Source organism: Curtobacterium sp. MCPF17_050 (genome assembly GCF_003224435.2).
Lineage (GTDB): Bacteria > Actinomycetota > Actinomycetes > Actinomycetales > Microbacteriaceae > Curtobacterium.
In genome coordinates, this window is the sequence record NZ_CP126250.1 from 3,144,055 (window position 1) to 3,157,233 (window position 13,179).

Consider the following 13,179-nt stretch of genomic DNA (forward strand, 5'->3'; position numbering starts at 1 on the left):
GACTCCCGTGGCTGTGCAGGCCCGGCCGACGGTGCGGCTACTTCGCCTCGGAGTAGGCGTCGACGACCGCCACCGACAGCGGGAAGGTGACCGGGAACCCGCCGAACATGATCCGCCCGGCGTCGACTGCGGCGGCGCGGACCTGCTCGGCCACCCACTCGGCGTCCGCGGCGGGAGCGTGCACGACGAGCTCGTCGTGCACGAAGAACACGATGTGTGCGCCGGCGGTGACGGGCCCGGACGTCCTGGTGGCGAGCCGGGTGCGGAGGCCGCCCATCCAGGAGAGCGCCCACTCCGCCGCCGTCCCCTGCACCACGAAGTTCCGGGTGAACCTGCCCCAGCTCCGGGCTCGCGACTCGACGGCCCGCTGCATTCCCGGCGACCCCTCCACCGAGTAGGCGCGGTTCCTCGCCTCGAACCAGGACGGGTCGGGGACCGGGGAGGTCCTGCCGAGCCGCGTCGTCACGGGCTCGCCGCGTTCCCCGGCCCGGGCCGCCTGCTCGACCAGGTCGAGCGCGCGCGGGAAGGCCCGGGCGAGCCGCGGGACGAACCGGCCGCCCTCGCCCTGGGTGGCGCCGTACATCGCCCCGAGCATCGCCATCTTGGCCTGCTGCCGGGTCTGCACGGCACCGGACGCCACGACCCCGTCGTACAGGTCCTGCCCGTCGCCGGCGGCCGCCATGGCGGTGTCGCCGGACATCGCCGCGAGGACCCGCGGTTCGAGCTGCGCTGCGTCCGCGACGACGAGCTTCCACCCGGGGTCGGCGACCACGGCGGCCCGGACCTGCTTCGGCAGCTGCAGGGCGCCGCCGCCGTTCGCGGCCCACCGTCCGGTGACGACCCCGCCGACGACGTACTCGGGGTGGAACCGGCCGTCCCGCACCCACTCGTCGAGCCAGGTCCAGCCGTTCGCGGTGAGCAGCCGGTACAGCCGCTTGTACTCGAGCAGCGGTTCGATCGCCGGGTGCTCCAGGTGCTGCAGCTCCCACTTCCGGGTGCTCTCCACGACGAGTCCGGCCCGCCGCAGGGACCGCAGGACGTCCGCGGGTGAGTCCGGGTTGAGGCCGGGGTCGTCGAGCCGCTCGCGCAGGACCTCGGCCAGGTCCTCGAGCTTCCGGGGACGGACGCCGTACGGGACCCGTGGCCCGAGGGCGTCGGCGAGCAGGCGCTCGTGCACGTCCGTCCGCCAGGGCAGGCCCGCGTGCTTGACCTCGGCCGCGACGAGCGCACCGGCGGACTCGGCCGCCAACAGCAGTCGGAGCGCGCCCGGCTCGGTCGAACCGGCCACGGCGTCGAGCTGCGCCCGCAGCTCCGCGACCGGGTCGAGGTCGTCGTCGGCCGGGGCGAGCGCGAACAGGTCGTCGTCGAAGAGCGACGCTTGCGTGGTCGGCGCTGGCCGGGCCTCCAGGACGGCCGGTGCGTCCCAGCCGCTCTCCGGCGCCTGCGCGAGGGCGGACCCGCGGCTCACCAGGGCGGTCCGGAGGACCCGGTGTCCCAGGCGCAGGTCGACACAGCGGGCGACCCGCCCGCCGGCGGCGAGCACCGCGGGGTACCAGCGCGCGGTGTCCGACCAGACCCAACGGACGCCCGGTCCGTCGGTCGCGGCGACGAAGGCCGGGAGGTCCGACTCGGCCACCCGTGTCGGCTCGCCGTCCGGCTGCCCCGCGTCCGTCAGCGGCGTCGCGGTGACGCGGCCGTCGGCGGCGGCGAGGACGAGGTGCACGGGTCGATTCTGCCGTGCGCCACCGTCCGCCCCGCACCGGGCGGTGCGCTCAGTCGCCCGGGCGGACCGCAGCGCTGTCGGCGACGTCGATGCGGACGTCGCCGGACTCGGTCTCCTCGACCTCCACGCGGGGTGCCTCGTCGTGCTCGTCGGACCCGGACATCCGGCGGAACGTGTCGTGCCGACGCTCCTCGAAGGTCATGTCGACGCCGTCGTCCAGGTGGTCTCGGTCGGGTGCGCTCATGCGGGCGACGGTACGCCGACCGGAGCGGTCCCGGCGCGTTCGGACCAGTACCCGCCAGCGGCCCACCGCTCCTGGACCGCACGCTGGAGCCGACCCGAGGGCACCGCCCGACGCGCGGACGCCAGGTCGGTGCCGAAGACGAACTTCGCCACGGAGACGTCACCCGCCCCGTGCGGATCGGTCGGTCCCGGCAGCAGCGCGAACCGCGCTGCGAAGCGCGCGGTGTTCGACGACGGGCCGAGGACGGCAGCGACCTCGGGATCGAGCAGCCACGACGAGCACACGAATGTGTCGACCGTGGACGCCGGGTCGAGCCGCCGGAGCACGGTGGGCGCGGCCGCGAACGACCGGTCGCATGCGTCCGGGTCGAGCGGTCCCGTCTCCGGCACGTGCACCCCCCACGCCGGCGTCCCGTCCGGCAGCCGGGCGGTCCGCTCGAACTGGAGGCGCCCCACGGCCACCACGCGGCCGGTCGCCACCTGGACGAGCCAGTCGAGACCCGTGCCGTCGAGCCCGTAGCGGCCGACCTTGCGGTCGACGTCGGCGACGCTCGCCGCGGCGTCCTCCGGGCTGCAACCGTGGGTGACGAGCCACTGCTCGGTGACCGGCAGCACCGCACGGAGGGCTCCGAGGAGGGCGGCCTCCCGGCGCGTCGGGCCGAGGTGGGCCACGGCGTCCTCGAGCGCCGGAGCCAGCCCCGCTGGTTCCCCCGGCGAGCCGACGGCGGCGGTGAGGAGCGCGGCGGGGGCGGGGCTGGCCTCCCGTCCGTCGTCGGCCGGACTCACTTGAGACCGGAGGAGGCGAGCCCGTCGATCACCCGGCGCTGCAGCACGATGAACATGATGAGCACGGGCGCCATCGCCATCAGGCTCGCTGCCATCAGCACCGGGTAGTTCACGGTCCGGTCACTCGACAGGGTCGCGAGCCCGGCGGCCAGGGGCATGGCCTCGGCGCGGGTCGACACCACGAGGGGCCAGAGCAGTTCGTTCCACGACCAGAGCACGGTGGTGATCGCGAGCACGCTCATGGACGGTCGCGCCAGGGGGAGCATGATGCGCCAGAACGTCTGGAACGGGTTCGCACCGTCCATCCGGGCAGCCTCCTCGAGCTCGGCGGGCATGTTGAGGAACGCGGTCCGCATCAGGAACGTGCCGAACGCGCTGAACAGCCCCGGCGCGACGATGCCGGCGAGGGTGTCGAGCCAGCCGAGTCCCTGCACGATCTGGTACTGCGAGATGAGGTAGACCTGCGACGGCACCAGCAGGATCGACAGCACGATCCCGAGGATCAGCCCACGGCCCCGGAACCGCATGCGCGCGAAGGCGTAGCCGGCGAGCGTGCACAGGACGATCTGCGCCACGGTCCGGATGAGCGTCACCCAGATCGACGTCCCGAGCTGGCTGAGGAACGGCAGCCGCTCGAACACCTGCGCGAAGTTGTCCCACTGCAGCTGACCCGGCCAGAACACCGGCGTCGGGGAGGTCACCTGCGCGTTGGTCGACAGCGACATGATGATCTGCCAGAGGAACGGGAACGCCATCACGAACCCACCCACCCCGAGCACCACGTGGATCCACCAGTGGCTGCCGCCGCGGCGACCGGGACGTGCCTGGCCACGGACCCGGCTCCGGCTGGCGGCCGAGGCGGCCGCCGAGAGCTTGCTGCCGTGCGCTTCGATGATGCCGGTCATGACTGCACCCACTTCTTCTGGACACGGAACTGGACGACCGTGATGATGCCGATGAGCAGGAAGATGACCATCGCGATCGCCGCCGCGAAGCCCTTGTCGCCGTCGACGAACCCGGAGTTGTAGAAGTAGAAGACGAGGGACATCGTCTCCGGGACCACCGGGTTCAGCGGGCCGAGGATCGCGTAGAGCAGGTCGAACAGCTGGAAGCTCGAGATGGTCGTGACGATGAGCACGAAGAAGATGCTCGGGCTGAGGAGCGGCACCGTGACCGAGCGGAACTGCCGCCACCGGCTGGCGCCGTCGAGCTCGGCCGCTTCGTACAGCTCGGGCGGGATGTCCTTGAGCCCGGCTCCCAAGATGATCATCGAGAACCCGAGCGATGACCACAGCCCGACCAGCGAGACGGCGACGAGCGCGAAGCCCGGGGTCGAGATCCAGTACGGGCCGTCGATGCCGAACAGGCCGAGGAACGAGTTCACGATGCCGAAGTCGCCGTTGAACATGATGCGCCAGACCAGGGCGATCGCCGCCGGCATCGCGACGTAGGGCAGGAAGAACAGCACGCGGTAGAACTGTGCGAAGCGCAGGCCGGGGGTGTTCAGCAGGCTCGCGAGCCAGACCGCGATCGGGATGCCGAGCAGGACGATCACGGTGTAGACGATCGTGTTGCCCAGCGACTGGTAGAGCTGCGGGTCCGCCAGCAGTCGCGTGTAGTTCGCGAGTCCGGTGAAGCTCGCTCCGCCGAACACGCCCCAGCTCGTGAACGAGTAGTAGAACGTCTGGATGATCGGCCAGATGAAGAAGGTGCCGACGCCGATGAGCAGCGGCAGGACGAAGAGCCACGGCCAGAATCCGTCGCTGCGTGGGGCCCGCGTCGGCCGCGACGGGTCGGCGGGGCGGGTCTCGGGCGGCGGGGACGCCTGCGCGGCATCGGGTCGCTGGGTGTGGATCGTCATCAGGTCGCTCCTCGGCCAGGGCGGTCGGATCGGGTGGTCCGGGTGGTGCTGGGTGCTGCGGGGGGTGCGGACGTGTGGGTGCCGGCCGGTCGGGCGTGGGGCCCGACCGACCGGCTCGTCGTCACTCCTCGGCGAGTGCCGCGTCCATCTTCTGGGCGAGTTCCTTCGTCACCTGGTCGACGGGCTCGGAACCGTCGAACGCACTCGGCAGCAGGTTCGTCTCGAGGGTGTTCCACGCGGCGGTGTTCTTCGACACCGGCAGCGGCTTGGCATAGTCGACCGCGTCGAGGAAGACCTGCAGGTCGGCATCGGGCATGGTCTTCGTGAAGGCGTCCTGCGTGCCGGTGTAGGCGGGGATGACGGCGCCCATGTCGCCCTGCTGCTGCTGGGCGGGCTTGCTGGCCAGGTAGGCCTGGAGTGCCTGCGCGGCGGCTTTCTCCTTCGAGCCCTCCGCGACGACGTTCGAGACGCCGTGGATGACGGTCGCCTGCTCCTTGCCCTTGGGCAGCGGGTAGGCGACGACGTCCTTCTCGAGGTCGGATCCGATGAGCGCGGAGCGGAACCAGCTGCCGCCCTGGTACATCGCGACCTTGCCGGAGGTGAACCACTGGTCGGCCGTGGTGTCGGTCAGCTGCTTGATCGAGGGCGAGGCCCCGGACGCGATCAGGTCGGTCCAGAAACCGATGCCCTCCTGCGTGGCCTTCGAGTCGTACCCCGACTCGTCGCCGTCGATGACCGAGCCACCGGCCTGGAAGATCGTGTCGTAGTAGGTGGTCTGCCCGTCCATGCCCGCGGCGGCGCCGTACGCACCGTCCGACTTCAGCTTCTCGGAGAGCTCGGCACCGGTCTCCTGGAAGTCGTCCCAGGTCCAGTCCTTCGACGGCATGGCCACGCCGGCCTTCTCGAACAGGGCCTTGTTCATCCAGACGCCGATGGTGTCGAAGTCCTTCGGGACGCCGTACTGGGTGCCGTCGTACGTGTAGAGCTTGTTGAGCGCTGGCGAGTAGTTCTCCGGGTCGATCGCGCCGGACTTCACCTCGCCGGTGATCGGGGCCAGCTTGCCGTTCGCTGCGTACAGCTGGAAGTTCGGGCCGTTCATCCAGAAGAGGTCGGGGAGCGTGTTGCTCGAGCCCTGCGTCTGCAGCTTCGTGAAGTAGCTGGCGTACGGCGTGACGTCGACGTTCACCGTGATGTCGGGGTACTCCTCGTTGAACCCCTTGATGTTCGCCTTGATGGCCTTCACCTGGTTCTGGTCCCAGACGGCGTACGTCAGGTTCGCCTTCGTGTCCTTCGCGACCTCACCGGAGCCGGAGTCCGAGGACCCGGCGGAGGACTGGCTGCTGCATCCGGCGAGGAGCGCGACGGCGCTGACGGCGGCAGCGAGACCGAGCAGTGCGCGGCGGCGGCCGCGGCCCGGACGGGCGGTTGGAGCGGTCATCGGGTGGTCCTTTCGGGGACGTCGTCGCGGTCGGGAGCGGTCGCGAAGTGTCGGAGGGTTGCGTCGGGGAGGGGCGGCACGTCGATGGGGACGGAGCCGTTGCGGAGCGAGCGGGTGGCGAGTGCCCCGGCGGCGACGGCGGCGCGCGCCGCGATCGGGGACAGGGTGGTCGGCTCGCCGAACGCCAGGGAACGGAGGAACTCGGTCACGGTGAGCAGGTCGGCGTCGGCGTGGCCGTCCTCGACGCCGTCGATCGGGTACTCGACGTCCCCGGCCACGTCCCAGTTCCGGCGGTGGTTCCACACCTTGACCACGCCGCCGCCGGTGTCGCCGATGTTCTCGAGGCGCCCGTGGGTGCCGATGACCGTGTAGTTCCGCCAGTAGTCGGGCGTGAAGTGGCACTGCTCGTAGCTGGCCTGGACGCCGTTGTCGAGCGTCATCATGACCATCGACACGTCCTCGACGTCGACGACGGGGTTCAGGCCGGTCTGCTCGGCGGGCGGCCAGTTGTCGAACGAGAACCAGTCGGTCATGAGTTCGCCGCTGCGGTCCCGGCGGTCGGTGACGTCCCCGTAGACGGAGAGTGACCCCATGCCGACGACCCGGCTGGTGTAGGCGCCGGCGAGCGCGTGCACGACGTCGAGGTCGTGGCTGGCCTTCTGCAGCAGGAGCGAGTTCACCCGGCTGCGGTCGGCGTGCCAGTCCTTGAAGTAGTAGTCGCCGCCGTTGCCGACGAAGTGGCGGACCCAGACGGCCTTGACCTCGCCGATCTCACCGCGTGCGATCACGTCGAGCATCAGGCGCACCACGGCCGCGTGCCGGAAGTTGTGGCCGACGTAGAGCGGGGTGCCGGTCTCGGCGGCGGTGTCGAGGACGGCGTCGGCGTCCTCGACCGTGATGGCGAGGGGCTTCTCGAGGTAGACGGCGATGCCGGCCCGGAGCAGGTCGATCGCGATCTCGGCGTGGGTCCAGTCCGGGGTGGTGACGATCGCGGCGTCGACGGCGTTCGGGGCACCGTCGGTCCCGATCAGTGCGCGGTGTCCGTCCACGACGGTGGCGTCCGGCCAGGCCTCGGCAGCGCGCTGTCGGCCGGCTTCGGTGACGTCGGCGGCGGCCACGATCCGGGCGTCGACCCCGTCGGCGTCGAGCCCGGCGGCGGCCACGTGGTCCGCGATGTACGACCGCTGGCCGATGCCGACCACGCCGACTCGGAGTGTGCGGGTGCTCGTGGTGCTCATCTCGCTCCCTTGCGTGATTGTGACGGCCATGATGCCAAATCGATCATGAATGCACAATATGTGCTCATGGATCGCTCACGGAAGCGAGATGCGGGGGTTTTACACGCCGGTAACGTTCCCGCCCTCCGTATGGAGGCGCGGGACGGGTCGGCCGGTCAGTCCGCGACCACGAGCTCCGTGCCGGCGGCCGCCAGGTCCGTGGCGAACGACGCCGGGACGCCACGGTCCGTGACCAGGACGTCGATGCGGTCGAGGGGGCAGATGCGGGCGAAGGTGGACCGCTCGATCTTCGTCGAGTCGGCGACCACGATCACCCGACGACCCACTGAGGCGAAGTGCCGGCTGACCTCGGCCTCCCCCTCGTGCATGGTCGTGGCGCCGTACTGCCCCGTCAGCCCGTCCACGCCGAGCACGACCACGTCCAGCGCGAACTCGTCGAGCGTGTCCCGGACCAGCGGCCCGATCAGCTCGTAGGACTGCCGACGGGCGACCCCACCGGTCACGACGATCTTGACGTTGGCGCGGACCGACAGCTCGTACCCGATGTTCAGGGCGTTGGTGACGATCGTGATGCCGTACTCGCCGTCGGCGCGGATGAAGCGCTCGCTCTTGCCCAGTTCCCGCGCCACCTCGGTCGTCGTGGTCCCGCCGTTCAGTCCGACCGTGTCGCCGGGGGCCACGAGGGCCGCGGTCGCCCGGGCGATCGCCGTCTTCGCCTCGGCCTGGCGGGCGATCTTGTACTGCAGCGGGAGCTCGTACCCGGCGCCGAGGGCAGCGGCGCCCCCGTGGGTCCGGGTGACGAGGCGCTGGTCGGCGAGCGTGGCGAGGTCGCGACGGGCGGTGGCGGCGGAGATCCCGAGCTCGTCCCCGATCTCGGTGATCGAGACGTTGCCACGGTCACTCACCAGCTCGAGGAGGGCGTTGAGCCTCTGCTGCGGGGTCATGGCGTCATCCTACGGGCGCGTCTCCACCCGTCGCGTGATCGGAAATGACGTTTTGCACTTGCATCGAGCACGATCGATCGTCATGCTGGCCGGTATCCGATCACACGGATCGGTCCGACCGGAAGGACACCATGTCCGACACCTTCGTGGGCGCCGAGCTGGCATCGCAGCCGGACTCCTGGCGCTCCGCCGCGGCCCTGCTGCCCTCGTTCATCGACGTCCTGCCCCAGCCGGGTGAGCGCGTCGCCGTCATCGGCTGCGGCACGAGCTGGTTCATCGCGATGAGCTACGCCGTCGCCCGCGAATCAGCGGGCCTCGGACAGACCGACGCGTTCGCCGGCTCCGAGTACCCCGTCGACCGGCAGTACGACCGCGTCGTCACCATCTCGCGCTCGGGCACGACCACCGAGATCATCGACCTGCTGCGTGCCCTGCCCGAGCAGCGCACCGTGCTGATCACGGCCGTGCCGGACAGCCCCGCTGCGGCGGACGCGGACGCCGTCGTCGCGCTGCCGTTCGCCGACGAGCGCTCCGTGGTGCAGACCCGCTTCGCGACCACGGCACTCGCGCTGCTCCGCGCCTCCCTCGGCGACGACGTCGAGGGCCTCGCCGACCAGGCCGAGACCGCGCTCACCCTGCCGATCGACGACCTGCTCGACGCCGAGCAGGTGACGTTCGTCGGCCGTGGCGCCGCGGTGGGCCTGACGTCCGAGGCCGCCCTGAAGACGCGTGAGGCCGCACAGTTCTGGGCCGAGTCGTACCCGGCGATGGACTACCGCCACGGCCCGATCGCGATCGCGCAGCCCGGTCGCCTGGTCTGGTCGCTCGGCGCCGTGCCGGACGGTCTCGCCGACGAGGTCGCCGCCACCGGTGCCCGCCTCGTGCACCACGACCTCGACCCGCTCGCCGGACTCGTCGTCGTCCACCGGTTCGCCGTCGCCCTCGCGGAGCGCCGCGGTCTCGACCCGGACCACCCGCGATCGCTGACCCGTTCGGTCATCCTCACCTGATGACCGCGCGCGGGGCGGTGCTCGGAGTCGACGTCGGCGGCACGGGCATCAAGGCCCGACTGACCGCGGACGACGGACTGGTGCTCGACGAGCAGCGCGTCCCGACTCCCCGCGACGACCCCGCTGCCGACGCCCTCGCCGTCGTCGTGGCCGAGCTCGCCGTGCGCGCCGGCTCGGTCGCCCGACAGCACGGCACGGGCCTCGGCGCCGTCGGCCTCGTCGTCCCCGGAGTGGTCGACGAGGCCGCCGGCCGCTCGGTGCTGTCGGTGAACCTCGGCTGGCAGGACGTGCCCGTGCGCCAGCGGGTGGCCGCGGCGCTCCGGGCGTCGGGCACCGACGTCCCGCTCGCGTTCGGCCACGACGTCCGCGCCGGGGCACTCGCGGAGGTGCGGGCCGGGGGACTCGACCGCGGCACGGTCGCGTTCGTCCCGGTCGGCACCGGGCTCGCGAGCGCCCTGGTCGTCGACGGCCGGGTCGTCAGCGGTGACGGCTGGGCCGGCGAGATCGGCCAGGTCCGCATCCCCCACGGGCCGCTCGCGGGCCTCCGGGTCGAGGAGGTCGCCTCGGCCGGTGCCGTCGCCCGCCGGTGCGGCGTACCGACCGCGCACGCGGCGATGCTCCGCGTGCGGGACGGCGAGCTCCGTGCCCGGCAGGTGTGGGACGACTGCGTCGACGTGCTCACGGACGCGCTGGCCTGGCTGACGGCCGTCGCGGGGTGTCACACGCTGGTCATCGGCGGTGGACTCGCGCAGTCCGGCCCGCTCCTGCTCGACCCGCTCACCGCGGCGCTGACGGACCGGTTGGTGGGCGTCCGGGTCCCGGCCGTCGTCGGTGCACGGCACGGCGACGCAGCCGGCGCGATCGGTGCGGGCCTCCTCGCCGAGGAGCTGCTGGAACGAGACCTGCCGACCCGCCACCGGCGGGACGACGACCGCTCGCAGCAGCACGACGACGGGCCCACGGCGGTGTCGGCGTGACGACGCTCGTCCGCGCCCCACGGGTGGTCACCGCCGAGGCCGACCTGGTCGACGGCTGGATCGCGGTGACGGGGGGTCGTGTCACCGCGGTCGGGAGCGGCCCGGCGCCGACGTCCGACCGCGTGCTCGAGGCACCCGGCACCGTCGTCCCGGGGTTCGTCGACCTCCATGCGCACGGCGCCCTCGGTCACGACTTCGCCTCGTGCTCGGCCGACGAGGCCCGCGCCGCCGCCGCGCACCACGCCGGACTCGGGACCGCGCACCTCGTCGCCTCGATCGCGACCGGGACCGTCCCGGACACGGTCGCCGCGCTCCGCCGCCTCCGACCGCTCGTCGCCGACGGGACCCTCGCCGGGCTGCACCTGGAGGGGCCGTGGCTGTCGCCCGCTCGGCGCGGCGCGCACGCGGTGTCCCTGCTGCACGCGCCGACCGCCGGCGAGGTCGACCTCCTGGTCGACGCCGGCGGCGCGGCCCTCCGGGTCGTCACGCTCGCACCCGAACTCCCCGGCGCGATCGACGCGATCCGCCGACTGGTCGACGCCGGGGTCGTCGCCGCGATCGGGCACACCGACGCCGACACGGAGCAGGTGCAGCGAGCGGCCGACGCCGGCGCGACCCTGGTCACCCACCTCTTCAACGGCATGCCCCCGCTGCACCACCGTGAGCCCGGTCCGGTCGGGGTCGCCCTGGTGGACGAGCGGCTGACCGTGGAGTGCATCGTCGACGGCCACCACCTGGACCCGGTCGCCGTCGACCTGGTCCGCCGCGCCGCCGGTGACCGCATGGTCTTCGTCTCGGACGCGATGGCCGCCACCGGCTGCGCGGACGGGGCGTACCGGATCGCCGGGTCCGACGTGGTCGTCGAGGGCGGTGTCGCGATGCTCGCCGACCGGTCCTCGCTGGCCGGCAGCACCATCACCGTCGGCGACGCCGTCGCCCGGGTCCTCGCCGCTCGTCCCGACAGCGACCGTCCCGGTCACGTCCGGGAGGCCGTGGTCGCCTCGTCCGTCCGGGCGTCCGCCGTGCTCGGCCTGCGTCCACCACTCACCGTCGGTGCTGCGGCCGACCTGGTCGTCATCGACCCCGCCGGCCGTCCCGTCGTCCTGGAGGTCCCCGCGTGATCGTCGTCCTCACCCCGAACCCGGCGGTCGACGTGACCTACCGCGTCGCCGAACAGTCCGTGGGCATCACCCAGCGCGTGCTCGACGTCGCCCGCCGACCGGGCGGGAAGGGCGTCAACGTGGCGCGGGTGCTCGACGCCGCCGGCGTGGCGACGACATCGGTCCTGCCGCTCGGCGGGACCACCGGCGCCTGGACCGCCGCGGCCATGCAGCGCGACGGACTCGCGGTCACCGCGGTGCCGCTCGCCGGGGACACGCGCACCACGGTCACGGTCGTCGACGACCTCGTGCACCCGACGATGTACGGCGAACCCGGACCCGCGGTGACCGCGGACGAATGGGCCGCGGTGGGCGTCGCACTCCGCCGCAGCTGGGCCACGGCGTCCGCGTTCGTCGTGTCCGGGTCCCTCCCGCGCGGCACCGACCCCGTCGTGGTGCGCGCCTGGGTGCGCGACGCGGTCGACGCCGGGGTGCCCGTCGTGGCCGACCTGTCGGGTCCGGCGCTGCTCGAGGCCGCGTCCGCCGGGGCGTCGATCTGCAAGCCGAACCGCGACGAGCTCCTCGACGCCACCGGCGCCCGGGACGAACGGACCGGCGCCCTCGACCTGCTCTCACGCGGAGCCGGGATGGTCGTCGTCTCCGCGGGTGCCGCGGGCATCAGTGCGCACACGCGGACCGGAGTCGTCACCGTCCCGGCCGTCCCCGACGTCCACGGCAACCCGACCGGCGCGGGCGACGCCGCGACGGCGGGGCTCGTCCTCGCCCTCACCGCCTCCGGCAGCCGCACCACGTCGGGCGCCCCGCGGTCGGACCTCCTCGGGCACGACCTCCTCGGGCACAACCCCCTCGGGCACGACGTCGTCCGCCACGCCCTGCGTTCCGCCGCGGCGTACGGCGCCGCCGCGGTCCTGCGTCCCGTCGCGGGCGAGGTCGACCTCGACGCCGTCGACCGATTCCTGACCCAGCTCGACCGAACCGGGAGCACCACATGACCACCGCCCTCGCCCTCACCGGCCTCCTCGACACCGCCCGCACCGCCCGCCGGGGCGTCGGCGCCTTCAACGTCGTCCTCCTCGAGCACGCCGAGGCCATCGTGGCCGGTGCCGAGCAGGCCGGACTGCCGGTCGTCCTGCAGATCAGCGAGAACTGCATCCGCTACCACGGTGGGGTGACGCCGATCGTCACCGCGACCCAGGCGATCGCACGATCCGCCGACGTGGCGGTCCTGGTGCACCTCGACCACGTCGAGGACCGCGCACTCGTCCACGCCGGCATCGACCTCGGCGTCGACTCGGTCATGTACGACGGCTCGCACCTCGACTACGACGCCAACCTCGCGGCGACCCGGGAGCTCGCCGACGCGTGCCACACCGCCGGGATCGCGATCGAGGCCGAACTCGGCGAGGTCGGTGGCAAGGACGGTGTCCACGCACCCGGGGTCCGGACCGACCCGGACGACGCCGCCGCGTTCGTCGCGGCGACCGGTGTCGACGCCCTGGCGGTGGCCGTCGGCACCTCCCACGCGATGCAGACCCGTGAAGCGTCCGTCGACCGGGACCTGGTCGGCCGGCTGCGGGCCTCCGTCCCGGTGCCGCTCGTCCTGCACGGCTCGTCGGGCCTGTCCGATGACGAGCTCCGCGGTGCCGTCCACGCGGGCATGACGAAGATCAACATCTCCACGCACCTGAACGGCCTGTTCACCCGGGCGCTGCGGGACGTCCTCGACGACCGGCCGGACCTCGTCGACCCGCGCCGCTACGTGGCCGCGGGTCGGGACGCCGTCGCCGCCGAGACCGCCCGGTTGCTCGCGCTCCTGGCCGGCTGAGCCGGACGAGCAC

Annotated in this window: 13 protein-coding genes; 5 read left to right on the forward strand and 8 right to left on the reverse strand. The window is 72.7% G+C overall.

Translation table 11 applies throughout. The features are described from left to right. Positions 1-37: 37 nt before the first annotated feature. The 8 genes from DEJ34_RS15000 to DEJ34_RS15035 form a co-directional block, all read right to left on the reverse strand. Positions 38-1,723: a bifunctional 3'-5' exonuclease/DNA polymerase gene (locus DEJ34_RS15000; protein WP_110910571.1), complete on the reverse strand. Its 1,686-nt coding sequence runs from the start codon at positions 1,721-1,723 to the stop codon at positions 38-40. A 49-nt stretch (positions 1,724-1,772) separates the two neighbouring features. Further along, positions 1,773-1,967, reverse strand: coding sequence for a multidrug transporter (locus DEJ34_RS15005; RefSeq protein WP_110824332.1), 195 nt, complete (start codon positions 1,965-1,967; stop codon positions 1,773-1,775). Continuing rightward, positions 1,964-2,752 (reverse strand): hypothetical protein, encoded by a 789-nt coding sequence (locus DEJ34_RS15010; protein ID WP_110910572.1) that lies wholly within the window; start codon positions 2,750-2,752, stop codon positions 1,964-1,966. The genes DEJ34_RS15005 and DEJ34_RS15010 overlap by 4 nt, the downstream gene beginning before the upstream one ends. Further along, positions 2,749-3,657, reverse strand: coding sequence for a carbohydrate ABC transporter permease (locus tag DEJ34_RS15015; protein ID WP_181419465.1), 909 nt, complete (start codon positions 3,655-3,657; stop codon positions 2,749-2,751). Before DEJ34_RS15015 ends, DEJ34_RS15010 begins: the two co-directional genes overlap by 4 nt. After that, positions 3,654-4,613, reverse strand: a complete 960-nt coding sequence (locus DEJ34_RS15020; RefSeq protein ID WP_110824334.1) for a carbohydrate ABC transporter permease — start codon at positions 4,611-4,613, stop codon at positions 3,654-3,656. The genes DEJ34_RS15015 and DEJ34_RS15020 overlap by 4 nt, the downstream gene beginning before the upstream one ends. Before the next feature lie 121 nt (positions 4,614-4,734). Continuing rightward, positions 4,735-6,051 (reverse strand): ABC transporter substrate-binding protein, encoded by a 1,317-nt coding sequence (locus DEJ34_RS15025; protein ID WP_110900351.1) that lies wholly within the window; start codon positions 6,049-6,051, stop codon positions 4,735-4,737. Beyond that, on the reverse strand, positions 6,048-7,289 hold the full coding sequence (locus DEJ34_RS15030; RefSeq protein ID WP_110889341.1) for a Gfo/Idh/MocA family protein: 1,242 nt from the start codon (positions 7,287-7,289) through the stop codon (positions 6,048-6,050). Before DEJ34_RS15030 ends, DEJ34_RS15025 begins: the two co-directional genes overlap by 4 nt. A 155-nt stretch (positions 7,290-7,444) precedes the next feature. Beyond that, the gene (locus tag DEJ34_RS15035) at positions 7,445-8,233 is read right to left on the reverse strand and encodes a DeoR/GlpR family DNA-binding transcription regulator (protein WP_110824337.1); all 789 of its coding nucleotides are present in this window, start codon (positions 8,231-8,233) and stop codon (positions 7,445-7,447) included. A gap of 131 nt (positions 8,234-8,364) precedes the next feature. Between DEJ34_RS15035 and DEJ34_RS15040 the strand changes: the two genes are divergently transcribed. From DEJ34_RS15040 to DEJ34_RS15060, 5 genes are read left to right on the forward strand one after another with little or no spacing between them, the layout of a single operon-like run. Continuing rightward, positions 8,365-9,243, forward strand: coding sequence for an SIS domain-containing protein (locus DEJ34_RS15040; RefSeq protein WP_110889342.1), 879 nt, complete (start codon positions 8,365-8,367; stop codon positions 9,241-9,243). Continuing rightward, the gene (locus tag DEJ34_RS15045) at positions 9,243-10,220 is read left to right on the forward strand and encodes an ROK family protein (RefSeq protein WP_110824339.1); all 978 of its coding nucleotides are present in this window, start codon (positions 9,243-9,245) and stop codon (positions 10,218-10,220) included. The genes DEJ34_RS15040 and DEJ34_RS15045 overlap by 1 nt, the downstream gene beginning before the upstream one ends. Further along, positions 10,217-11,341 (forward strand): N-acetylglucosamine-6-phosphate deacetylase, encoded by a 1,125-nt coding sequence (locus tag DEJ34_RS15050; protein ID WP_110910573.1) that lies wholly within the window; start codon positions 10,217-10,219, stop codon positions 11,339-11,341. The genes DEJ34_RS15045 and DEJ34_RS15050 overlap by 4 nt, the downstream gene beginning before the upstream one ends. Beyond that, entirely contained in the window at positions 11,338-12,333 is a 996-nt protein-coding gene (locus DEJ34_RS15055; protein ID WP_110910574.1) for a 1-phosphofructokinase family hexose kinase, read from the forward strand. The genes DEJ34_RS15050 and DEJ34_RS15055 overlap by 4 nt, the downstream gene beginning before the upstream one ends. Next, positions 12,330-13,166 carry a class II fructose-bisphosphate aldolase gene (locus DEJ34_RS15060; protein WP_110910575.1) on the forward strand — a complete coding sequence of 279 codons (837 nt, stop codon included), beginning with the start codon at positions 12,330-12,332 and terminating at the stop codon, positions 13,164-13,166. The genes DEJ34_RS15055 and DEJ34_RS15060 overlap by 4 nt, the downstream gene beginning before the upstream one ends. Positions 13,167-13,179 lie beyond the last annotated feature (13 nt).

Coding starts and splice junctions, on each gene's coding strand:
- DEJ34_RS15015 (WP_181419465.1), bottom strand. CDS start 3,657: ATGACCGGCATCATCGAAGCGCACGGCAGCAAGCTCTCGGCGGCCGCC.
- DEJ34_RS15035 (WP_110824337.1), bottom strand. CDS start 8,233: ATGACCCCGCAGCAGAGGCTCAACGCCCTCCTCGAGCTGGTGAGTGAC.
- DEJ34_RS15025 (WP_110900351.1), bottom strand. CDS start 6,051: ATGACCGCTCCAACCGCCCGTCCGGGCCGCGGCCGCCGCCGCGCACTG.
- DEJ34_RS15060 (WP_110910575.1), top strand. CDS start 12,330: ATGACCACCGCCCTCGCCCTCACCGGCCTCCTCGACACCGCCCGCACC.
- DEJ34_RS15005 (WP_110824332.1), bottom strand. CDS start 1,967: ATGAGCGCACCCGACCGAGACCACCTGGACGACGGCGTCGACATGACC.
- DEJ34_RS15030 (WP_110889341.1), bottom strand. CDS start 7,289: ATGAGCACCACGAGCACCCGCACACTCCGAGTCGGCGTGGTCGGCATC.
- DEJ34_RS15045 (WP_110824339.1), top strand. CDS start 9,243: ATGACCGCGCGCGGGGCGGTGCTCGGAGTCGACGTCGGCGGCACGGGC.
- DEJ34_RS15040 (WP_110889342.1), top strand. CDS start 8,365: ATGTCCGACACCTTCGTGGGCGCCGAGCTGGCATCGCAGCCGGACTCC.
- DEJ34_RS15020 (WP_110824334.1), bottom strand. CDS start 4,613: ATGACGATCCACACCCAGCGACCCGATGCCGCGCAGGCGTCCCCGCCG.